Genomic DNA, 20,986 nt, shown 5'->3' with positions numbered 1-20,986 from the left:
CAGGCGATGTCGGTGCTCTTCTTCGTGACCATACTCCAAATTCTTTTCATTCCCATGGTGCGAAAACTCAATGGGAACCTGCACACTAGTAGTGATTGGGTAACCAACCGTACCGGGCTGTGGATACAGAAAGGCGGCGCCAAAGGCGGTTCGGGCTCCGGGGGCGGTGGCACCGCCCTGGGGATGGGCCAAACCGGTGCGGGCCACAAGATGTCAGGCCTGGGGATGATGGCGCTGATGGGCGGGATGAGCACCATCGCGAACTCGCCCCTGACCGAATGGATGATGGGCGGACTTCCGGGCTCCATACACCCCCAGTCGAAGTTGAAGAAGGCAACGGCGGCCGCTCAGGGCGGAGTGTGGGGGGACGAATGGTTCGGCCCAGCATATTCGCAGTCCTATATGAACCGCCCGTTGTTTGTCGAGGGTGTTCGTAGAGCCCTCCGGGGGGCCAGGGAACACGGCGGCAGAATCGATAATGCCTTGGGGGCCTCTGCGGGTGTGCAGGGTACGCTCGATGCTGGCGGAAGCATCGCGGATTCATTCGGTGCGATGCAGGGTGCTGGATTCAAAAACAAGCAGCGGATGTTCCTCGCTGCTCGCTCTCGCAATATCGTCGCCTCCGCTGCTGACGACGAGCAACTTGCCGATAAGGACCTCAGCCTGGTGGCCGCCGCGGTGAAACGTGCCCAGCTCCAGGGACGACGGCTGATGGATGGCCGCGGTGACGTCGACGAAGCAGCGGCTGACTTCGCGACTCTTCAGCAATCGGCGTTCGTATTGCGCAGGACGAAGTCCGGTGGCGTCACCCTCGACGGCGGCCGCACGGCGCGCGGTCTCCCGATGGGTGACGAAGAATTCTATGTCCGGGATTACATGGCGAACGCCACAAGTGACAAGATGCACGCCTTGCAAGCTTTGGCGGACGGGCAAGACCTGACCCAAATGGTGGCAAACGGCAATAATTCGGCGGCTTGGTTGCAGAACCATGGGATCGACCGAACCGCCGCGTCCCGCATGCGGCAGTGGATCGGAAATGAACACGCCATGCGGATCGAGAAGGAAACCATGAAGTTGATGGAGAACGTCACCGACGGGGAGCAAATGCGTATAGTCCGAGGTGAAATTGCCGCTGCCGTCGATACCGACCATTGGGCATCCGGCGTCCAGGGAACTCCGTGGAATTCAGTGGCACCACCGGGAAGCGCCCATGCCGACACCCGTTGGGGCGGCGCACTGCAGGGGGTGGCTCGTCAGCTCCGGCGATAGCGAATTTCCCCCAGAACCGCGCAATCCGAATCGGCATCACCTAGGAAGGGCGCTCGATGATCCAACGTCTGATGATCCTCGCGATGATCCCGGCCTGGGTATGGGTGCTGCTGGCGGTCGTGTCGTGCTGCGGCAGCGGCCTGATGGTGGTAGTGCTGGCGGTCGGCGGGGTGACATCGCCGGCCTCTGCCGATCTGAGCTACCAGTGCGACAGTGCGGTCGGGCCGGATCCCTCCAGCACCGCGACAGTGGTGCCCAGCACGACCGCCGCCGCGAGTGGCGGAGCCAGGACGAGTGGAGCCAATTCGGCGAATTCGTCGGCGGTACCGACCACCAACCCCTATGCGGAGCTGACCATCGCCCCGGACGACACCGACGTTTCCGAATGGCAGCGGGCCTGCGTCAGCGCATTGAAATCCGCTCCGTACCAAGCCGCGCCGCTGCAGACCGCCAATACCGGCTTCCTCTCCGAATGCGCGCAGAAGTTGGCCCTCGCACAGCTGGGCCCGCCGCCAGGGTCGATCGACAGTAGTTCGGGTGGTCTGCTCGAGGAGTTCGCCGCGATGGGGCGGGCGGTGATCTACCAGGCATCGGCCGCATCGGCGACGGGACGCTGTGATCTGCCCACGGCCGCGAATGCGACCAGCGCTGGCTCGACTGCGCCCGAGTCCGGCGTAGCCGAGCGAGGAACTACGACGACGCGGAAACCATGCGGGCAGCTCACGGCCGCGGGCGATGCGGCATCGGCCGTGGTCGTCCTACCGAATACCGTTGCCGGGCAGGCGAGTTGCGGTCAGCGGGTCGATCCGTCGGCGGTGTCCGCAGGTGATCTGGTGTTCTGGAATTACCGGCACAATGCCCCGACGCGCTCCGGAATCGCGGTTAGTGCAACGCAAATCGTCACCGTCGATCCGGCCTCGGGGCGTACGGTGCAGGAAGCGATGCCGACCGGGCATGATGTCCGGGTGAAGCGTGTATTGGGTGGTGGATGATGACCAGTCCGGTGGACGTACAAGTCGACGAGGGTGTCGATGATCCTGGGGTGGATGGTGATTCGTCCGCTCCAGTGACGCCGTGGTCGGGTAAGGAACAGCGGCGGCGGGAGAATGGTGCCCCGGCGCCGGGGGCGCCGGGGCAGAATGGTTCGGGGCAGCCGGGTCAGAATGGTTCGGGGTCGCCCGGTTCTGCGGCTCCGGGTGCGGGTTCTGGTGCGGGGTCCCCGAATTCGGGGGCTGGTCAAGGTGCGCCCGCGCCGGGTGGTGCTGCGCCGGGGGCGGTGACTGCGGGTCCGGCGCCGCAGGGGCAGGTGGTGGCGCCGGATGCTGGGGGGCGGTCTGCGGTCGCGCCTGCGGAGCCGGCGCCGGAGCAGGGCCCGGGATTGGATGGGGACACTCTGGCGGCGATGGTGCCGGCGGGGGCGATGGCGTTGTCGATGTTGCCGATGATCGCCTCGGCGTTGGCCGGACTCGGCTCCGGTTCGGGTAGCGGCAGTGGTGGTTCGGGTTCGGAGGGCAGCTCCGGGGACAGTGGACTGTCGCCGGAGGCGCAGGAGGCGTTGAAGACGCTGAAGACGTTGGCCGCGGTCTATGGTGACGGGGATTCCAGTGACCCCGAGGTCACGGCGTTGCGTAAGGAGTTGGGCGTCAACGGATCCGGATCCGGCAGCACCGCGACTTCGATCAAAGCCAGGCAGTTGTGGCAGGCTAACGCCGCGACCGCGTTCAACAACCTCGATAACCAACTCGCGACCTATATCACCGGTTTGGCGGGTAACCACAAGGTCGACAAGAAAGCCGTCGTCGCTTTGATCCGTGAGGTCAACGTCGCGTTGGCCGAGCTCGGGCCCCAGGCCTACACCAAGGCCGGGCAGCAAAAGGTCCACCAAATCCTCACCACCGCACTACAGAAAGCCCACTCCATCGTCTCCGGCACCACCACCAGCGCCAAAGACACCGCCAACGCCATCAACCGACTCACCGGCCAATACCTCTACAACCTCAACGGACAGGAATACCCGGGCGGCACCGGCACCAGCACGAGTGCGGCCGCCCAGCAGGCGATCAAGGTCGCGCTGGCCCAGGTCGGCGATCCCTATGTGTGGGGTGCCGAAGGTCCGGGCTCCTTCGACTGCTCGGGACTCATGCAATATGCCGCGGCCAAGGCGGGCGTGAAGATTCCGCGCACGGCGGCGCAACAGTATCAACAGTTGCCGAAGGTCAATCCGAAGAATATTCAACCCGGCGACCTGATCTTCCCGGATTCGGAATTCAACGGCGGCAATCCCCAGCACGTCATGATGTACATCGGGAACGGTCAATGTGTGGAAGCGCCGCGTACCGGATTGAACGTACGCGTGCGGGCCTTGCCGAGTAGCTACCATGCCAGCCGATATTCGTAGCGCTACGGGATCATCCGGTTGGTGGCATGTCCGCGGCGATCTCGTGCCGCGACCGTAGGTCGAGTTTCGCCAGGATGCTCGATACGTGCGATTGAATTGTGCGGCGCGACAAGTACATTTGCGCCGCGATATCGGAGTTGGAGCAGCCTTCGGTGATCAGTACGGCGACCTTGCGTTCGGTATCGGTCAGCGCCGCCCAGCCGGTTTTGGGGCGGTTGCGCCGACCGCGGACACCCAGCCGAATCCCGTATGGCCGTACGCGTGCGACCGCACGGGCTATATCCCAGGACGCGCCCATTCGGCTGTAGAGCCTGGTCGCGGTGTCCAGTGCACGGCGGGCGTCGGCCTTGCGTCCCGCGTCGGCGAGCAGCACGGCGGCGTTCTCGTGTGCGTGCGCTTCGAACAGTGGCCGCCCGGCCCGCCGGAATGCTTCGGCGGACGCCCAGAGGTCGTCGGGGTTGTGGTCGGCCAGACCACGACACAGCAGCGCCGTTCCATTCCTGGAGGCGGTCGGTTGTCGCGCCAAGAGCTCGTCCGCGTTCGCTGCCACCGATTGAGCGGCATCTGTGTCACCGACTTCCGTGGCCAGCCGGGCGATGTCCGGGAAGGTGTAGTACAGCGTCGCCGCTGCCAAACCGTCGGCCAGTCGCTGATGGGCATCGACGAGCAGTTTCAATGCCAGGTCGGGGTGGCCGCGGGTCTCGTGCAGTAGTGCACTGACCCAGGGTTGGACGTGTGCGTAGCCGGTGTGGCCCAATCGGTCGTCCGGCGCGGGAATGGTGTCCGGATTGAATGTGCCGCGGTGAATTCCGATGAGCGCCGCCACACTGTGCGCGACCAATGCGTACCCGAGCGAGTCGGGCACCGCCATACTCGCCGCACATTCGGCGAGCGCATCATCCCAGCGACCGTCCAGCAGGTGCAGCCGTGCCTTGGCGACCAGATTCGAGGATAGGTATACGCCCTGGATCCGGCGGTTGTGCGCTACCGCCTGTTTCAGTACGTCTTCGGCGTCGGTCAGGCGATCGAGTTCGATCAGACAGTGCGCCCGCAGCGCATAGGGATCGAACTGGTCCGGTCCGGTGCCGTCGGTCAAGGTGATGGGGATCCGAGTGCTCAGCTGCAGCGCCTCATCGAGATGGCCTCGGGTGTATCGCACCGCACCCAGGGCAGTGAGACCGTATCCCGTGGTGAGGGGATCCCCACTGGATTCCCCCATGGCGACCGCTTGTCGACCGGCCCGCTCCGCGGCATCGAAACGCTCGAGGAAGAAATTGTGCACTGTGCACATGCGTTGGAATCGGCCCGCCTCCTCGACGCTGAGATCCATTGTGGTCAGCGCTGTTTCGGCGATGGTGACGGCATCGGCCATCCGTCCCTGAGCCTGGCAGGCTTGGGCGAGCAGCCAGTGTATTTCGACATCGTCGCGATTCTCCGGCCGCAGTGACATCGCAACGCGCACCTCGGCCTCGGCCTCGGTCGCCCGTCCGTTCCACAGCAGCGCCTTGGCATGCAAGCGGATCAGCACGGAATGCTGTGCGCGGTCGAACTCCGTGGCTGTCACTGCGCGTCGCAATAGCTGCACCGCCAGCTCGGGCGCTCGAATGACCAGCTGGTCGGCCACGGCCACCAGCCAGTCGAGGCTGGTCCTGCCCAGTTCGCGGTCTCCGGCCGTCAGATAGTATGCGATCCGCTCGATCGGCGCACTGGTCGCTTGCAGAATCTGTCCGGCCCGTTGTAGCAGAGCCGAGCGTAGCGAGGCGGGCAACTGATCGGCCAGCACGCGGCGGATCAGGTCGTGGCGGAACACCAGTTCGGAGTTCACCACGGTGAGAATTCCGCTATCCCTCGCCTCGGTGACGGCGTTCCAGATATCCACGATGGGACTGTTCAGTACCGTGGCCAGCTCCGCGACGTCGACGGCCGGTCCCAGCGCGGCGGCCATCGCCAGCACGTCCCGCGTTCGGCGGGACAGAAAGCCCAGCCGCCGCGAAATAGCCTCCGCCAGTGAGGCCGACGGGCGCTCGCCGGCGGCAGTGCCTGTGGGGACAGCGGTGTCCGATACCACTGTGATCGCCTGCTCGCGTACCAGCGCGGCCACCAATTCGGTGAGGTAGAGCGGATTTCCGCCAGCGCTACCCACTTCGCGCAGCAAGCTCGGGGCCGGTGTGGCACCGACCATGTGTCGCACCAACTCCGCTACCGCCGCGTCGGTGAGTGCGCCGAGCCGGACCAGCGGAGCACGGCGTTCGATGAGTTCGGCCGAGAGCGCGGTGAATGCCCGGCCCCGAGGCAGCGGGCGGGCCGCGAGCAGCACCAGCAGCGGCATATCGTCGAGGAGGGCGCAGAGTCGGTGCAACACCGACAGACTCGACGGGTCGGCCCAGTGGACGTCGTCCATGATCAGTGCCACCGGTCCGGCCGCGCACCAAGTGTCGACGCGATCCAGAATTGCCTCGGCGACGGCGATTTCATGAGTTGCCGCGACGTCGCCGGCCCGATCCCCGCCACGCAGCAGCTCGCGGATCGGATCCGACCTCGGCTTGCACGCGGCTGAGTCGGCATCAAGCCATGAGCGCACCGCGGCGAAGGGCACGTCCTGCTGTAGTTCCTTGGCGGCGCCGAGGCGAACGTGCAGGCCCGCTGCCGCAAACCGGACCCTGGCCGCTTCGAGCAACGACGATTTGCCGATACCGGGCTCGCCTTCTACGAGCACAACAGCGCCCTGCCCGGCGGCGACTCGCTCGGCGAGCGCCGCCAGCGTCTCGATCTCGGCATCACGACCGAGGAACACCGGCGCGATGGACTCCTGCATGCAGGTGAGCCTAGCGATCTCGGTCGACGGCGGCCCTGTCGAACCGTTCGTGTTGGGCCGCTCGGTGTCCTGACCGTACGGATGTTTCGATCCGGTCCGACGGGTATTTCGCGCACTCACGGCCGTAGGATCCCGGCCGGTAACTCGGAGGTCGCTCTGGCGCAACGCAATTGGCGGTTGCCAGGTCGGTCGTCAGCCGATCCATGTGGACGAGGCCGGAGTCACTGGGATTCGGCGCGACCGGGAATCGACGTGCCGAGCGCAGGCCGGAGATCGTCCAGCCAGACCGCGGCCGGGTCGTAGTGGGCGAAGTACTGCAGGCCGGTGTGGCCGGGGTCTCGGGATTGCAGGAGCCGCAGCGCGAAAACCTTGGTGCCCAGGATGGTCGGGGCGCCGTCGAGTGCGACCTTGCCGATGTGGGTGGACATGACCGGGCCGCGGGCGGTCCGGGCCAGCCCCGACACGCTACGGACGGCGTCGGTGTAGATGTCCAGGGCCCGCGCCAGCGGCACCTCGAAGTAGTTGCGGGCGCCGGTATCTCGTTCGACGAACATGTAATAGGGGATCACCCCCGCTTCGACCAGCCGCTGCCACATCTCGGCCCAGGTCGCGGCGTCGTCGTTGACATGCGCGACCAGCGGCGCCTGCGCCCGGATCACCGCACCGGTATCGCGGACGCGAGCGATGGCCCGCCGCACCGTGGCTGTCGACAGTTCCCGCGGATGCGAGAAATGGGCCATCACCGCGACGTGGCGGCCCGCTGCCACGCACCGTGCGAGCAAACGCAGCAGATCGTCGGCATCGTTATCGTCGGTGAACCGGGCAGGCCAGTAAGACATCGCCTTGGTGCCGAAGCGGAGTGTCCGGATGTGCTCGAGGCCCGGGGACAGCAGCGGCTCCACCCAGCGGCTCAGCACCGCTGTCTTCATGATCATCGGGTCACCGCCGGTGAACAGCACATCGGTGACCTCGGGATGCTCGTGCAGATAGGCGGTCATGACGGCGGGAGCCGATAGGGCTTGGCGGGTCTCCGAGCCGACGAACTGGGCCCATCGGAAGCAGTAACCGCAGTAGGAGTGGCAGGTCTGCCCCGGGGAGGGGAACACCAGCAGGGTTTCACGATACTTGTGTTGCAGACCGATAACTGGATTCCCATGCAGCACAGGCACATTGGCTTCGATCTGGCCGCCGGGATGTGGGTTGAGCTGCCGACGCGCCTCGGCACCCGCCTTGGCCAGCACCTCCTGAGGTGCGGCGGCGTCGTGCAGCGCCGCCACGGCCGCGAATGTCGTGGGCGGCAGCATATCCCGGTGCGGAAAGGTGAGCCGGAAGATCGGATCCTCGGGCGCGGCCGTCCAATCGATCAACTCCTGCTCGACATAGTTGTTCACCCGAAACGGCAAAACTGAGGAGACGATGCGCAGTTCACGCAGGTACTCCTTGGACAGGCCGTGCTGTCGGGCCAATTCGGCCAGACGTTCGCCGGTGAAGATCTTCATGGGGTCACCAACTCTCTATCGGGGCGGTACAGCGGTACACCACGGTGGCGGTGCAACCCGGTGATCCAGATCACCGGGGCGGACAACCAGATCAACGCCGCCGCGGCCAGGAAGACCGGGCGCGGATTGTTATCAGCGAGCTGGGTCACCAGACCGGCCGCGACCGCCCCCACCGGCATGGCCGCCAGCACAACCGACCGCACCGTGCTGGTGACCCGGCCCAGCACCTCGCGCGGCACGATCTGCTGCCGCAACGTTCGGATCACGATGCCGCCCAGCACGTCGGCCGCGACCAGCACCGCATTGCTCGCCGCGAGCCACCATATGCCCGGTGCCAGGCCGGCCGCGGCCAGCGCGACGCCGATCAGCAACACGGCGAGCAGGCACAGCGGCACCGGCCGGAATCGGAACGCGATGGCGGGAGCGATTGCCGCACCGAGGATTCCGCCGACGCCGGCACCCGCCACCACGATGCCGACCGAACCCGCGGACGCGCCGAGATAGTCGCGGGCGAAGAACACGATCAGTGTCTCGACCGCGAGACAGAAGTTGGTCACCACCTGCAGCACCGCCAGCGCGGTCATGATCGAAGTCGCCGCGAGATAGCGCAGCCCGGCACGAAATTCGGACCGCAGCAGACGCCAGGACATCGGGGCCAGGTGGCGCACCCGCCGCGGCATGCGGCGGTAGGTTCCCCACAGCGTCGCCAACGAAACCAAGAACGTCGCCGCGTCTACCAGCAGTGCGGTAGCCAAACCCACTGCGGCCGTCAGCAATCCGACCGCTGCGGGACCGATGAGTAATGCGGTCCGACTCGCGGTTTCCAGAAACGAGTTGGTGCGCACCAGTGCTCGGTCGCGATAGACGTCACGCACCGCAACCGCCAGTGCGGTCTCGAAGAACACGCCAGCTACGCCCGCTGCGAAAGCCAGTGCGAGGATGACACCGACCGGTGCGACCCGGGTGGCCGCCAGGCCGAACAGCGCGACGAATATCGCCGACCGCACCGCGTCCGCCGCGATGAGCACATGCCATGGATCGGCCCTGTCGACCAGCGGACCCGCGGGTAATCCGGCGATCAGGTAGCCGACCGTGCGCGGCGCGGCGGCTAGTGCCGCGGCCGTCGGGTTATGGGTCGATTGCAGCACCAGCAGGGGGATGGCCAGGACGGCAAGCCCATCGCCGAACAAGGACACGGCCTGGCCGGGCAGGAACAGCCGACCGCCGCCCGGATGACTTACAGCGTCCATGTGTGGCCGGTCAACTGCTCGAGTGTGCAGCCGAAGGAGACCTTCTCCCGCCATTTCAGGGTGCCGAAGTCGATGCTGGTGCATCCGCGTCGCAGTGCCGCCGCCACAATTCCGTAGAACACCATCACGAAGTACGCGCCGTAGGCATCTAGGCTGCGTCCGGACCACACCGTTCGCACCGTGTCGCCGTGGCGCAGCGAAAGCGTGAAGCCGACGACGCGCTCGCCATGCCGAACCGTGGTCACCATGCGGTCCTGCGGCGGGTAGTGACCGATCACCCGATCCAGCGTCGCGGCCTGAACGGCCCGGTTGCCGGTGGCGTGGTACTTGCGCAGCGAACCCAGACGCAACTCCAGTACGTCGTCGCGAACGTCGGCCAGATCCTCTTCGCCGAGCCGCATCCCGTTCTCATCGATCCGGCGCAGCAACCTGCGCAGGTCCTGGCGTCGCTGTCGGGACAACTGCGCCAGGTACTCCTCGATATCCGCGAAGTCCACCGGCATCACACAGGTCGGATACAACGGCACCGGCCGAGCGCCGAACTCTTCCAGAGCGCGGCGCAGGATATGTTGCCGCTCAGGGACATACAGAAACGAGATTGACCTGGCCCCCTGGCGTTCGGCCCAGTCGTGTACCGCCCGCAGGGTGTGGCCGAGCACGATCGGGTCGGTCGCACCGGGCCCGGCGGCCACGCAGGTGTAGCCGGGCAGCACTGCCAGGACCGACGGATACAGCGACGCCGTGTCGGGGGCAGACGGCGGAACCGAGCGCGGCTCGAGCGAAGGGATCTCACCGCGCAGAATCGCGGCTATGTCGTAACGTGGCTCTGCGGGCGGAGATTTCAGGAACCGGGTATGCAGACCCACCCCGGGCCGCCCGTCTACTTCGCTGATCATCCACCGCGGTTCACCGGGCAACAACGGCCCCATTGTCTCCAACCAGCGATCGGATACGGCGTAATCCGTCGTCGCGGCGTTCACCTCGGCCCAGGCCTGCGGGCGAATCTCCGACGTTCTCAGTTTCACACGCATCGCGCACCTGCCGATCCCGACGAGTGGGCGGAATCGGCGCTGATGCCGCAGGATCACTCGAATATGCCGCTATCTAACGACACTATATCAAGCGTGCCATCATTCATCGCCAAGGTAATGGGGGTTAACGCCCTCGATGATGCTGTGCCGCGAATGGTTATCCGCAGGCAGTGCGGTGCGGCCCGGTGTATCGAATTCCCAACAGTGGTAAAGGCTTTTGCCGTTGAGCGGCGGCATCTTCGCACCTATGCGGATATTTCTGTTCGGATCGGCGGATGTTTCGCGCATACTCGTGCCATAGCGTCGCCTATGGCGGCTCGATGATCGGAAGCGAGGTGATCCGTGTGCGGAATGCGGCGAACGAGTTGATCCGATGCCCTTCGGTCGACATAAGATCTGTCGCGTCGAGGCCATCGCGGGACCGGGCGCACGGCAGGTCATCCAGCTGTCGGTATACAGCGACGACAACGGCTATATTCCAGCGAATCCGGTATGACTCGGGACGTATGCCTATCTGCGTGGTTAACGAACGCCCCGACTCATTCTTGCTGAAGAAATAACCGACTGCTTGCCCATATCGGCGGCGAGAATTGCCGACGCGATCGGCTGGTGCAAATCCCGCGAATTCCAGAATTCGTTCTGCCCTCCGATGAATTCGAGCGATGCGTCGGTGCATGCACGCGAACCGTCGAGCATTACACTCGGGCACCTCTCGCTACGGCATGAATTCTGCTTTGCTACGGCAACTCTGGGCGCGCTCCGGATGATACTCGGGTGTACATCCGGCGCGGATGAATGCGCCGCGCGGAGTGCGGATGCGCGGTTGCCGCTCAGTATTCGAGTTCGGACCAGGGGATATGGATCGGAAATGGGAAGTCGATCGCTATCCCATTCGGATCGTCAGGTGTCCATTCACCGGTCACGAGGTAGTTGGCCGCGCGGAGCGGGTGGACGCCATCCGGAAGCCGGCCGTGCCCGGTTTCCAGCGCGTAGGCGCGGACGGTGGCGATGGCGCTTGCCTCACGGGCCAGGGTGACTTCCCAGTACCAGGGGATTCCCGCGCTGGCGTAGCGGGCCTTCTTCGCTTCGATATCGGTCTGCGTGTTCGACGGAGACAGGACCTCGCCGACCAGCAGCGCATCCCCACTTCGGACATCCTGGTAGGGGGAGTCGAGGCATCGGTGAACGAGGAAGTCGGGTGTCAGGAAATCGGACTTGCCGCTGTGCCCCAGAAACACGTTCGTCTCGGTTGTGACCCGCCAGCAGTGCTCGTCCCCTTCCCCGTCGGACATAGCTTTTCGTGCGCAGCGTTCGATTGTGCTCCAGAGACGGTTGGAGAACGTCTGATGCTCGGCCGGACCGCGGCGCACCCACACCACGCGACCGTTCCACAGCTCGATCTGTTCCGCGATCTCCTCGGGTAGCCGCTGCAACTCTTCCCAGGTCATGAACTCAGGCAGGTCCGGATGCTCGATGCGTGGAAGGGACATGCCGCAATAGTAGTTGTCGAGGGGTCAGTCCTGCTCGCGGTCGCGGCGTGCCAATTCGCGCAGGCTGGGTGCGCCGGGGACGAGGTCGGGCAGGTCGGGCATGGCGTCGGTCGCGGCGGCGATCGGGGCGATGATCTCCGCGTTGCGCTGCTGCGCCAGGCGCGCGGCAGCCTGTCCGGCCTCGGTTACCGAGCGGCCCAAGTCCTCGGGCTTGGCCTGCAAGGCTTTTGGCCCGAACTTCACTTCGGTGAGCACGCCTCCGCTGTCCACGGTCACCTCCACCAAGCCGTCGGACGAGGTCGCGGTGGCACGTACGGTGGTCAGCTGTTCCTGGACGGCGGCGATTTGGGTGCGTTGCTCGGCGAGTGCGTCCATGATGTGGTCGACCTGGTTGCGCATGCCGTAGTTGGCCGAGCGCAGTCCGTCGAGTTCCCAGCTCTCCATCGCTAGCTTCCTTTCACTGTCACGCTGTCGAACCGTGACGCTGCGCGAATCGCTGTTCGAATTCGGCGATATAGGTCATGGGCGCGACCGAGGATGACGATTGTTCCAGCACACCGTCGTCGGCGAGGTAGAAGATCGCCCGGCCGATCGCGATGTCACCCTCGGGGACCGGGACATACACCACCCAGCCGACGCTGAGCCGGTGAGCGACCAACTCCGAGAGCGGATATCCCGTGGTGTCCAGGCCGCGGCCGGTGATGTAGTCGCGTACCCGGATGATGGCCTGCTGCTGCGGCATCGGCTGCGGCATCGTCGAGGTCAGCCCGGCCAGTGAATACTGGTAGAGCGCGCTGTCGATATCGAAGCGTCCGTCGTCGCCGAAAACCGCTGTCAATGTTTCGCGGGTGACCATGCCCGATTCGGCAGCCGATACCAACGCCGCCACCGCATCTCGCGTATCCGGGCTGCCGAGGAGGTCGACGAGGATCCCGATCACCGTGTCAGCGGTCCACATACCCGGCACGGCCGCGGCGCAGTCCTGTGCCGACGGTGACTGTGCGCGATACCAGTGCCCCGACTCCCACCAATAGCAGAACGACAGCAAGCCCGAACCGACGCGCGGGTTCAGCACCAGGTCCGTCACCCAATCCGGTGCGCCCGCATAGAGTTCCGGAATCGGTGCGCCACGGTTGTATACCGCGTCCAAAATAGGCGAGTCCCATACCCCACCCGACAGCACGGCCCGCCCGGCCGGAAGTGCGTGCAGGGTCGCCCCGTCGCGTGCGCTGCTCTCGAATATGCCGATCCACGGCAGCATCCGCGGACCCCGATCCGATTGAGCGGCAACGAATGCGGCGGCGATCGTTGCCCACCGCGCCCAGAGGACCGGGAACGGTGGAAACTCGTTCTCCGCGAGCACCGCCCACACCTGCCCTTCCCGATCGGTACGGGCCTGGGCCGCGGCGTGTTGCGGGGTGCGTCGCTGTCGATCGTCGTGGGCGATGTAGGCGGCCAGCCACACCGGTACCTTCTCGCGCGGATATGCCTGCAGATCGGCGCGATAGGCCTCCGGGATGAACAGCTGCCCATCCGGGAACGGATTCGCGCCGTAGTCGTAGTCGACTTCGATTTCGCCGGTGCTGGCCAACGTCACCAGCATGCGCCACCACGGTCCAGCGTCCGATGCCGCCGCGAGCACCCGCTGTTCGCGGACGAGGTCGAGCACTACCTCCGGCGGATCCACCGGAAACGATTGGCCGCCAATGGAATACTCGATGTGGGCGACCTCGTCGGTCACCGTGATCGCGAACACCGCGTCCACTCGCTGCCAGCCCACCGGTCCGTGCGCCACCAGCGCACGGGCGAGTGGGTGATCCACGGTCAGCCCGCCGGGCTCACCTGCCACACCGTCCTCCTTGCCCGATCGACCGCACGCACCACGCCCTTTCGACCACTCGTGGCCGGGATCCGCGCAGATCTGCACATGATCGCGGATCTGGATCCGGGCCGTATTGCCACTGGTAGGAAGCCGCGTACATCGATTGGTAAGGGACAGCGGGTTGGAGGCGCCGGGTCAATGCGGCTCCGATCACTGATCCGGCATCGGTGCATTTGATCGCTCCGAAGTAGAAGCAGCCGAAATACCAGTGCGGGTCGGTCTTATCGGGTGGCCAAGCGCTCATAGCGTGGGCGGAGCAGGTATGTCCGCTCGCGCGGTCCGGCCGTTGCCGTCGTAGTAGGGATGGATTGTCGCGTACTGATAGTGCGTGAGCGCGGCGACCATCGGGGCCGGCAGATCCCGCTCGGTCATCCGGGTATTGATCCAGTCGAACAGTTCCGCCATCAAGTCCGGTACATCGGGGGCCCGCTCCAATAGATCTCGGAGCGGACCGCTTGCGGCCCCGCCGCCCGACGATCACCGCACCTCCCACCAGGTAACCCGGGCACCGCCAGCTGGCTCAGCGATTGAGGGCGGCCCACGGTACCTGGCGACTACTATTGCCGCATGTCCCTTCCGCGCATCGAGAAGCCGGACCTCCCCGAGTGTATGACCTGGGAGGAATTGGAGCGGCTCCCCGCAGAGATCGCGGAACAGATCGAGCTGTGGAACGGCCGCGTCGTCTGGGTGCGCCGTGGGCCTTCTGAGCATCAGAGGTTCACACGCCGACTGACGAATTCAATCGAACACGACGCACGGAATGCGATGTCGGAGCACCCTCAGAGCTGCTGGCGTGTTGACCTCGAGACGAACGTCTTCCTCGGGAAGAGCGGAAAGTCCGACTTTCTGACACCCGACTTCCTCGTCTATCGCTGCCTCGAATCCGCCTATCAGGATGTCCGCGCTGCCGACGTCCTGCTGGTCGGCGAGGTGCTGTCCCCGTCCAACACGCAGACCGATATCGAAGCGAAGAAAGGCCGCTACGCCAGCGCCGGAATCCCTTGGTACTGGGAAGTCACCCTGGCCCGCGAGTCCAGCTCCATCGCAACCGTCCGTGCCTACGGCCTCGACACCGGGCATGCGCAGCTGCCGGACGGAGTTCATCCGCTTCGTGCTGCCAACTACATCCTGGTCGGCGAGTGGACCCACGACAATCCGAACGGCGTCGAGATCGACTACCCGTTCCCGATCGGCATTCCCTGGTCCGAACTGGAGTACTGACCGACCAGCCGAAGGCGGCGATCTCCCGGCGGGTGCCCGCTCAGCATGACCATCGGACTAGCTAGGCTCGGCGGTACTCGAGCGACACCGACCACACGCTTACTCCCGATGGCATGCCGGAACCTCAGACGCTCCAACAAGTTCTCGACGGGCTGGGCAGGCTGGCAGATGACCTGCCCGACGGCCGTGAGAGGCATCTACAGCCGGTGAAACGCGATCCGATGTCCGCGCGCGTCCACGAACTCACCGCGCGTGCCGCGCGAGCGGGCTACCGCCTCGTGCGCGACCCCGTATCGCCGTATGACTGGAACGTGTTGGACGCCAGCGACGGCGAACGGATCCATTCGGCCGCACGGCTCGATCAGATCGACCAATGGCTCGATTCATGATTTCACATCAACCGTCCGGGTGCAGGTCTGGCATCAGTCGCTCGAACACATGAGTAAACACCCGTGCGATGAGCTCATCCAGTTCGAGATCGCTGGTGTCGAACACCGCGACGTCAGTTCCTGGTCGGTGGAAATCGCTGACTGTCGAATCGGCCTCATCCCGCTGCGCAGCTGCGACCACGCCTTCGCCCGTGCGTACGCGTCGCGCTCGCGTCTGCTGGTCGGCCAGGAGAAGTATCTTCACATCGGCGTTCGGCACGACGACAGTGGTTGCGTCGCGGCCATCGATGACGACCCCGCCGAACATCGACACGGCCTTCTGGACGATCGCCCGCTGGCGGATGTTCATGACTGCCCGGACGTTCTTGGGGGGCGCATCTTTCGCACGACCGGTGGCTTGTCCCACAGCTGGTGGTCGAATGGATCGTTGGCGTTCTGGTGGTGATGGAAGGCGAACTGCTGATTCAGCAGATCCCGTGGCCGGGCCACCCCGACGAGGCGATGGCGTTCGACTCGGGGATCGAAGGGGTTCAGGCCGACGGGTTGGAAGTTCTCCGTGTCGTCGAGGCGTTGGTCGGGCTCGGGGGCGCCGCCGGTGCGTTTCTTCGGCTGGGGGTCTTGTGAAAGCTGGCCCGGCGCAGCCGAATCCGCCTCCTGCGCGGCTTCGGGGCGACGCCAAGGAAGCCCGAACAGGCCTCGCTTCAGCGCGGTTTGGATGGCAACGCCCGCAGCGACCGCTCCGACGGCTATCGCCGGATACCAACCAGCAGCGTTGATACCCTGGGCCGAAAGCACCGCGCCGCCTACCATTGGGCCGGCTGCGCTGCCGATTCCGAGGATCATATTTCGCACACTCGACGCACGGCCGAAGAGGTGCCCGGGAATAGTCTCCCATTCGTGGGTGGCGACCCGGACATTCATGCCGATACCAAATGCCGAGACACCGAATGCGCCGGCCGCGATCAGCAACGGACTTTGGGTGCCAGCCTGAAGTGTGGCGACGCCGGTGAAGCCGACAAGTGACGCCAGAAGCGCGGTGTCGATCTTGAGTCTGTTGATCCGCTCGGTCGGTAGCAAACCGCCGACCATCCCTCCTACAGCCGACGCGCCGAGCACCATTCCGGCTGCCCAACCCGGCATCGCGGAGTCCGTGATCACCGCGGCGGTGCGCAGATTCAGGGCAGCCATAGACGTGTTGGTGATCATTGTGAGCCCAGAATATTTGCGGAGAAAGGGCTCCTGCCAGAGCGCCTGTGCCCCCTCGCGAAGGCTATGGAGCACCTCCCTGAAGGTATGAGCATCCGCCGGGGTGTGGTGCGGAAAGGTATTCCACAGCCGAGATAGGGTCGCCAGATTCCACCCATACGAGGCGAAGTTCGCGGCGAACGGCACCGAGTGCGCCGCACTCAGCGCGATAGGGCCGAGCACCCGCCCAGCGGCCCCGGCGACTTGCGTGTCGACCTCCGCCAAACTGATCGCCTGCGGCCACTGTGCGGGGGTGGTCAGATCCTTGATCGTCGCCCGGAGGCTGCGCAGGTAGAACGTGGCCGCGGTCCCCTCCACCAGCGTTGCCGCGGTGAGCGCCGTGCCGAGGTCCGGTGCCCCGAGTAAGACAAGGGCACCGGCAGTGCCGGTCGCCAGCATGCCGACTGACTGCGCGGCGAACATTATTTTTGGACGATCGCGAAAATCGGCGAAGTAGCCGGCTAACGGCTCGAACACAACTCTTGGTGTCGCGAGCGCGAGCGCGGACCATCCGGCGGCAATCGGCGAGCCTGTCTCGCTCAGCATCAGCAGCGGTATGGACGACTGCCAGATGCTGCCACCGAGGTTGGTGATGCCGTTGGAGATATACAGCCGTCGGTACGGCACGTTGGAGGTGAGTAGTTCGCGCGCGGAAACCAGCTTTTTAGTGGGGGGCGGCTGCTGCGTGGGGGCCGGGTTTGCTGCTTGGGCCGGGGTGTTCTGGTTGGCGGGGAGGAGCGGGTGGTCCGCGTCGGTAGCGCTGCTTTCGGTCGGCGCTGGGGTTCCGTCGGTGTGGTCGGATCCCTGACCGGGCGCTGTCCCCGTTTCGTCCGCCGTCTTCGGCTGACTCGGCGGTGCCGTCTTTTCGTGGTGGGGTTGGCTCGGTGCCGGATCGTCGTGCGGACCTTCGGGTCGTTCGTTGCCGCCTTTTTCCCAGCCGCCGCCGTCGATGTGGGTTTGTCCGAGCTCTTGCCTCTGCTTCCAGGGCGGCGGCCGTTTGTTCGGTCCATCCAAGGGGGCACCGTCGCGTCCGTCCCATGCGGGGACGGGGTTTCCGTGGCCGATGAGGGGAGTGGGCTGTGTTTTCTTTTGGGGTGCGGCGGTTTCCGTTGTCGTATCCGGGCCGGTATCTGGTTGCGGCACAACGATTCCGGTGAGGATCGCCCCGCCCTCGACGTTCAGCCGACCGTGCAGGAATTCGTCCAGTGGTGTGCCGTCGAGGGTGGTTCGGTCCTCGACCAGCAGTTGTGCGGTGAAAGTGCGGTTCGCTGGATCGAAAGTGATCAGTGCGTCGTCGAAGTCCAGCCCTCGGTGGGTCAGTGGATACCACGCCTTGAACACGCTTTCCTTGGCAGAGAACAGCACCCGGTCCCAGTGGATGCCGTCTTGCGTGCCGTTTCGGCCGTTGAGCCATGCTTGCTCGTCGGGAAGCGCGATGCGATTTCGCAGAGTGTCGGAGAGCGGTGTGTTGTATTCCGTATCGATGCCGATCGACCGAAATTTCTCAGCAGGGCCTACCGCGGCGATACAGTAAATGGTTCCGTCGGTCAGCGTGTAGCCATTTGTGTGGCTGATGCTTCCGACGATCCCGTTCTGCCACACCGGCATTCCGCCAGCCGCGTTCTCGCCTGCTCGCAGCACCGGCGCCACCGCAACGCCCAGCTTTGCTTGGGCACGGTGGGAGCAAGCACGTCCATAGATGACCTCGCGTTCGCGCACCGACTCGGGGTCCGACTCGATCGCGTCGATCAGCACCTGCTCCTCCGGCAACAGCGCCGCCGTCGGGTCCTCGCCGATAATCTCGGCCGTAGCCACCTCGTCCGGTAAACCGAGTCCGTCCACGATCGCCCGCCCGACCGGCTTGCGCACCTCGCCCGGGGCGAGGGGGGCTGCTTCGACTACGGCGGTCCTGTTCGCGGACGACGGTGGCTGCGGTCCGATTATCCGGGGGTGGTCGTAGGGGCGTACGTCGCTGAAGTACTCGTAGTCGTAGGCTTCGCGAACAGCTATCGCCTCGTCGGGAAAATGATCCAGCAATGCCGCGTCGATCATCCGTCGCACGGTGTCGAATTCAGGGTTGCCGACCTCGGGCGAACCGTAGGTGACGTAGACGATCGCGCCTTCCTCTGCCGAGTGATAGAGCGCGATTTCGCATCGCACCGTGAGACCATTGCTCTCGATTTCGATACCGGGCGGATCCGGCAGTCCGAGTGCTTCTCGTATCTGGTGATGACTGACTCCCGATGCGCCGACCGCCCGCAAAGTCAGCGCCCGAGTATTCCCGCGTTTTCCTGCCTCGCCAACTGTTGTGCGACTCTCCACTGTTGCAGCCGTGACCACTCTCGACGTCCAGTCGCTTCCCGATGCCATGGCACGGTTCGCGTCGCCGATCTCCCGGAGCACGCGGGGTGTGGCCTGTACCACGATGGCGCCGGATACATCAGGCGGAATCTCGACGATCGCATCACCCGAGAAGACAGGAATCGCATAGCCGTCGTAGTTGATTGCGACAACTTCATCGAGGCCGGGGATTGTCGGCTGTTGGCGTAGCCGAGCAGCGAGGTCCGCCAATGTGAAAACCGTGCCGGACAGGTCGGCCACAATCCGACGGGCTCGCTGTCCACGCACTGTCGCCGCGAGCCCGGTGACGAGATCATCGATGTCGTCACTGTCCGCTCGGTAGTAGTGGAACAGCCTGCCATCGATGCGATAGTCGGGATTCTCATCGCCATCGACAATCGGGTCCAGCTCAACCCGATAACCCGCCTCGGCCAGGAGTTCCGCCGCTTCAGCCTTTTGCTCTGTATCCGCTGGAGGTGGAGTCTGCGGCGCTTCGGGATTGCTTGTGGTGGAATCTTTTTCCCCGCCGTCCTCGGCCCACGAGATTCCCGACTCGGCGAGCCAAATGGTCAACTTCTCATGGACCACACCGACCGCCGCGCTACCGCGTGGCCGGTCAGCTCCCGGATCGATGGTGCAGCGGGCTGTGAAGGTGTCGTTGTCCGGGTTCAGGGCGATGGCGACGGAGGCGGAACCGCCACCGGCGAGTTCGATCGGCAGCTCGATCGTTATAGCGTCGGCCGTCGACCGCGTGGTTGTGCGTCCCACCCAGAAGACGACAGCGTCGCCGTTGGTCTGTCGGTTCACGCCGTAGCCGCTGAACAGCTTGTCGGCGTCACGGCCCTGGTTGCGAACCACTTGGCCGACCGGCATGTCGGCTCCCTGGCCACGCCAGAGCAGGCCCTGGCGTTCGGTACCGAGTACATCGAATGCGCATGCGCTGAGGTCGGCCTTGTTCTGTAGGAGTGCGTCCAAAATCTGTGCGGGGACCATGGGGTCGGCGTTCCAGGCGTCGAAGTTGTGATCGAACACCGCGACCTCGGTCGGTCGGCCATCGGTCTTCCAGGTGCCGAAGCCGCTCAGCTCGTCGAGCGAACCACCCTGCGCGACATACGCGGCGAGCAGTTCGTCGTGAAAGGCGTTGGCGGTGACGAAGTTTCCCGCAGTGGTCAGCAGAAAGGGTTGACCACCTCGCGCGTTGTCGGTTCGGTAGGCGCGGTTGTCGGGCCCGAGGAACCGTCCCTTGGAGTCCACCGTGGGCCAGACGAGATCGATCTCCGTCACATCGTCGGACGGGACCTCCGATGGGGCCACCGTTTTGTATCCGGTACGAGCATGCGTCGCCGCATCCGGTGGGTTCGTCGATGCCGTTGCTGCCCGCGGTTCCTGCGCCGGATCGCTCGTCTCAGTTGTGGGCGAGGGATCGAACGACGCCATGGCGGCCAGGATTTCGGTGTCCGTCTTGCCCTCGGCGACCAAGCGCAGCACTTCGGTTTCGCGTTCGGAAGGCGCTGCGGGTTCCGGTGCGGGGGTGGGTGGTGCGGTATCGGTGCCGACCGGCGCTGTCGTGGTTTCCGTCGTCGCCTCGGCCTCGGAAACTACTGGCGCCGTTGGTAAATCGATATTTGTCGCAGGTGATGCGCGTTGTTCGGCGCGGCGGAGCGCGGCATCGGCCTGGTATGCGGTGAAGAGGTTTTCGACCGCTCCGACGAACAGTTCGATCCTTGGTGAGCTGCTCGCTTCGGCAATCTGACGTAGTTCGGCCAGCGGATCCCCGCCGAACCCGACGCCGACGGGAACCGGCGCCGTCAGCCCGAGTATTCCGGCAAGGTCGTTTTCCAGCCTGGTGTGCCGCTCTCGTAACCTCTGCTGTCGAGACTGCACCTTTTCCTGGACTTTCGGGTCCGTCGACTTCCCTTCGAACGAGGCGACATTCGCCTGCTCGGCATCCCGGTGCAGTTCGAGCCGGGACCTGATCCAGTCCACGAGCTCGTCCAGCCGTCCGGCCGCGATGGCGGCTGCTAGGGCTCCTCCATTCGCGAGCAGGGGATGCAGCCACTCCGCGACAGTGTTCACGGCTTGCCGAACCCGCCCCGGGGCGACCAGATCCGGAGCCACACCCAGCAGTTCGGCCAGTTCGGCCCGCGCCGCATCCAG

The 20,986-nt window shown here is 65.1% G+C and carries 17 protein-coding genes (1 of these 17 cut by a window edge); 5 read left to right on the top strand and 12 right to left on the bottom strand.

The features are described from left to right. Nucleotides 1-6: 6 nt before the first annotated feature. The 3 genes from OG874_RS22570 (at nt 7) to OG874_RS22560 (ending at nt 3,667) form a co-directional block, all read left to right on the top strand. A complete protein-coding gene (locus tag OG874_RS22570; RefSeq protein ID WP_330257111.1) occupies nt 7-1,269 on the top strand; it encodes a hypothetical protein in 1,263 nt (420 codons plus the stop codon). A 56-nt stretch (nt 1,270-1,325) separates the two neighbouring features. Continuing rightward, nucleotides 1,326-2,261 (top strand): hypothetical protein, encoded by a 936-nt coding sequence (locus OG874_RS22565; RefSeq protein WP_330257110.1) that lies wholly within the window; start codon nt 1,326-1,328, stop codon nt 2,259-2,261. Between the two features lie 410 nt (nt 2,262-2,671). Beyond that, complete coding sequence (locus OG874_RS22560) at nt 2,672-3,667, top strand: C40 family peptidase (RefSeq protein WP_330257109.1); 996 nt, start codon at nt 2,672-2,674, stop codon at nt 3,665-3,667. A gap of 10 nt (nt 3,668-3,677) precedes the next feature. On the opposite strand, the gene OG874_RS22555 is transcribed toward OG874_RS22560, so the two are convergent. From OG874_RS22555 to OG874_RS22510, 10 genes are all read right to left on the bottom strand, one after another. Then, a complete protein-coding gene (locus tag OG874_RS22555) occupies nt 3,678-6,482 on the bottom strand; it encodes an ATP-binding protein (protein ID WP_330257108.1) in 2,805 nt (934 codons plus the stop codon). 221 nt (nt 6,483-6,703) lie between these two features. Further along, nucleotides 6,704-7,981, bottom strand: a complete 1,278-nt coding sequence (locus OG874_RS22550) for a KamA family radical SAM protein (protein ID WP_330257107.1) — start codon at nt 7,979-7,981, stop codon at nt 6,704-6,706. Continuing rightward, complete coding sequence (locus OG874_RS22545; RefSeq protein WP_330257106.1) at nt 7,978-9,231, bottom strand: MFS transporter; 1,254 nt, start codon at nt 9,229-9,231, stop codon at nt 7,978-7,980. The genes OG874_RS22550 and OG874_RS22545 overlap by 4 nt, the downstream gene beginning before the upstream one ends. Next, entirely contained in the window at nt 9,219-10,256 is a 1,038-nt protein-coding gene (locus tag OG874_RS22540) for a GNAT family N-acetyltransferase (RefSeq protein ID WP_330257105.1), read from the bottom strand. Before OG874_RS22540 ends, OG874_RS22545 begins: the two co-directional genes overlap by 13 nt. 105 nt (nt 10,257-10,361) lie before the next feature. Next, nucleotides 10,362-10,550, bottom strand: coding sequence for a hypothetical protein (locus OG874_RS22535; protein ID WP_330257104.1), 189 nt, complete (start codon nt 10,548-10,550; stop codon nt 10,362-10,364). 234 nt (nt 10,551-10,784) lie between these two features. After that, nucleotides 10,785-10,958, bottom strand: coding sequence for a hypothetical protein (locus OG874_RS22530; protein ID WP_330257103.1), 174 nt, complete (start codon nt 10,956-10,958; stop codon nt 10,785-10,787). 134 nt (nt 10,959-11,092) lie between these two features. Next, nucleotides 11,093-11,752, bottom strand: coding sequence for a Uma2 family endonuclease (locus OG874_RS22525; protein ID WP_330257102.1), 660 nt, complete (start codon nt 11,750-11,752; stop codon nt 11,093-11,095). Nucleotides 11,753-11,776: 24 nt separating this feature from the next. Next, entirely contained in the window at nt 11,777-12,196 is a 420-nt protein-coding gene (locus tag OG874_RS22520) for a YbaB/EbfC family nucleoid-associated protein (protein ID WP_330257101.1), read from the bottom strand. A gap of 19 nt (nt 12,197-12,215) precedes the next feature. After that, on the bottom strand, nt 12,216-13,601 hold the full coding sequence (locus tag OG874_RS22515; protein WP_330257100.1) for a hypothetical protein: 1,386 nt from the start codon (nt 13,599-13,601) through the stop codon (nt 12,216-12,218). A gap of 273 nt (nt 13,602-13,874) precedes the next feature. Next, entirely contained in the window at nt 13,875-14,069 is a 195-nt protein-coding gene (locus OG874_RS22510) for a Fic family protein (protein WP_330257099.1), read from the bottom strand. Nucleotides 14,070-14,201: 132 nt separating this feature from the next. Here OG874_RS22510 and OG874_RS22505 point away from each other — a divergent pair, with 132 nt between their 5' ends. Together OG874_RS22505 and OG874_RS22500 are read left to right on the top strand one after the other, a co-directional pair. Beyond that, nucleotides 14,202-14,855, top strand: coding sequence for a Uma2 family endonuclease (locus OG874_RS22505; RefSeq protein ID WP_330257098.1), 654 nt, complete (start codon nt 14,202-14,204; stop codon nt 14,853-14,855). Nucleotides 14,856-14,968: 113 nt separating this feature from the next. Further along, on the top strand, nt 14,969-15,244 hold the full coding sequence (locus OG874_RS22500) for a hypothetical protein (protein ID WP_330257097.1): 276 nt from the start codon (nt 14,969-14,971) through the stop codon (nt 15,242-15,244). Nucleotides 15,245-15,251: 7 nt separating this feature from the next. On the opposite strand, the gene OG874_RS22495 is transcribed toward OG874_RS22500, so the two are convergent. Both OG874_RS22495 and OG874_RS22490 read right to left on the bottom strand, forming a co-directional pair. Further along, entirely contained in the window at nt 15,252-15,650 is a 399-nt protein-coding gene (locus tag OG874_RS22495) for a (d)CMP kinase (RefSeq protein WP_330257096.1), read from the bottom strand. Continuing rightward, nucleotides 15,590-20,986, bottom strand: partial view of an MFS transporter gene (locus tag OG874_RS22490; RefSeq protein WP_330257095.1) — the end only. Its footprint extends 40,080 nt past the window's final position; only the last 5,397 of its 45,477 coding nucleotides appear in the window; the start codon falls outside the window, past its right edge; the stop codon is at nt 15,590-15,592. The genes OG874_RS22495 and OG874_RS22490 overlap by 61 nt, the downstream gene beginning before the upstream one ends.

Source organism: Nocardia sp. NBC_00565 (genome assembly GCF_036345915.1).
Taxonomy (GTDB): Bacteria; Actinomycetota; Actinomycetes; order Mycobacteriales; family Mycobacteriaceae; genus Nocardia.
This window is presented reverse-complemented; position numbering and strand designations above follow the sequence as displayed.

Excerpts from the sequence above, each read along its gene's own strand:
- OG874_RS22570 (WP_330257111.1), top strand. The coding sequence starts at position 7 with ATGTCGGTGCTCTTCTTCGTGACCATACTCCAAATTCTTTTCATTCCC.
- OG874_RS22565 (WP_330257110.1), top strand. The coding sequence starts at position 1,326 with ATGATCCAACGTCTGATGATCCTCGCGATGATCCCGGCCTGGGTATGG.
- OG874_RS22560 (WP_330257109.1), top strand. The coding sequence starts at position 2,672 with ATGGTGCCGGCGGGGGCGATGGCGTTGTCGATGTTGCCGATGATCGCC.
- OG874_RS22555 (WP_330257108.1), bottom strand. The coding sequence starts at position 6,482 with ATGCAGGAGTCCATCGCGCCGGTGTTCCTCGGTCGTGATGCCGAGATC.
- OG874_RS22550 (WP_330257107.1), bottom strand. The coding sequence starts at position 7,981 with ATGAAGATCTTCACCGGCGAACGTCTGGCCGAATTGGCCCGACAGCAC.
- OG874_RS22545 (WP_330257106.1), bottom strand. The coding sequence starts at position 9,231 with ATGGACGCTGTAAGTCATCCGGGCGGCGGTCGGCTGTTCCTGCCCGGC.
- OG874_RS22535 (WP_330257104.1), bottom strand. The coding sequence starts at position 10,550 with ATGCGCGAAACATCCGCCGATCCGAACAGAAATATCCGCATAGGTGCG.
- OG874_RS22530 (WP_330257103.1), bottom strand. The coding sequence starts at position 10,958 with ATGCTCGACGGTTCGCGTGCATGCACCGACGCATCGCTCGAATTCATC.
- OG874_RS22525 (WP_330257102.1), bottom strand. The coding sequence starts at position 11,752 with ATGTCCCTTCCACGCATCGAGCATCCGGACCTGCCTGAGTTCATGACC.
- OG874_RS22520 (WP_330257101.1), bottom strand. The coding sequence starts at position 12,196 with ATGGAGAGCTGGGAACTCGACGGACTGCGCTCGGCCAACTACGGCATG.
- OG874_RS22505 (WP_330257098.1), top strand. The coding sequence starts at position 14,202 with ATGTCCCTTCCGCGCATCGAGAAGCCGGACCTCCCCGAGTGTATGACC.
- OG874_RS22500 (WP_330257097.1), top strand. The coding sequence starts at position 14,969 with ATGCCGGAACCTCAGACGCTCCAACAAGTTCTCGACGGGCTGGGCAGG.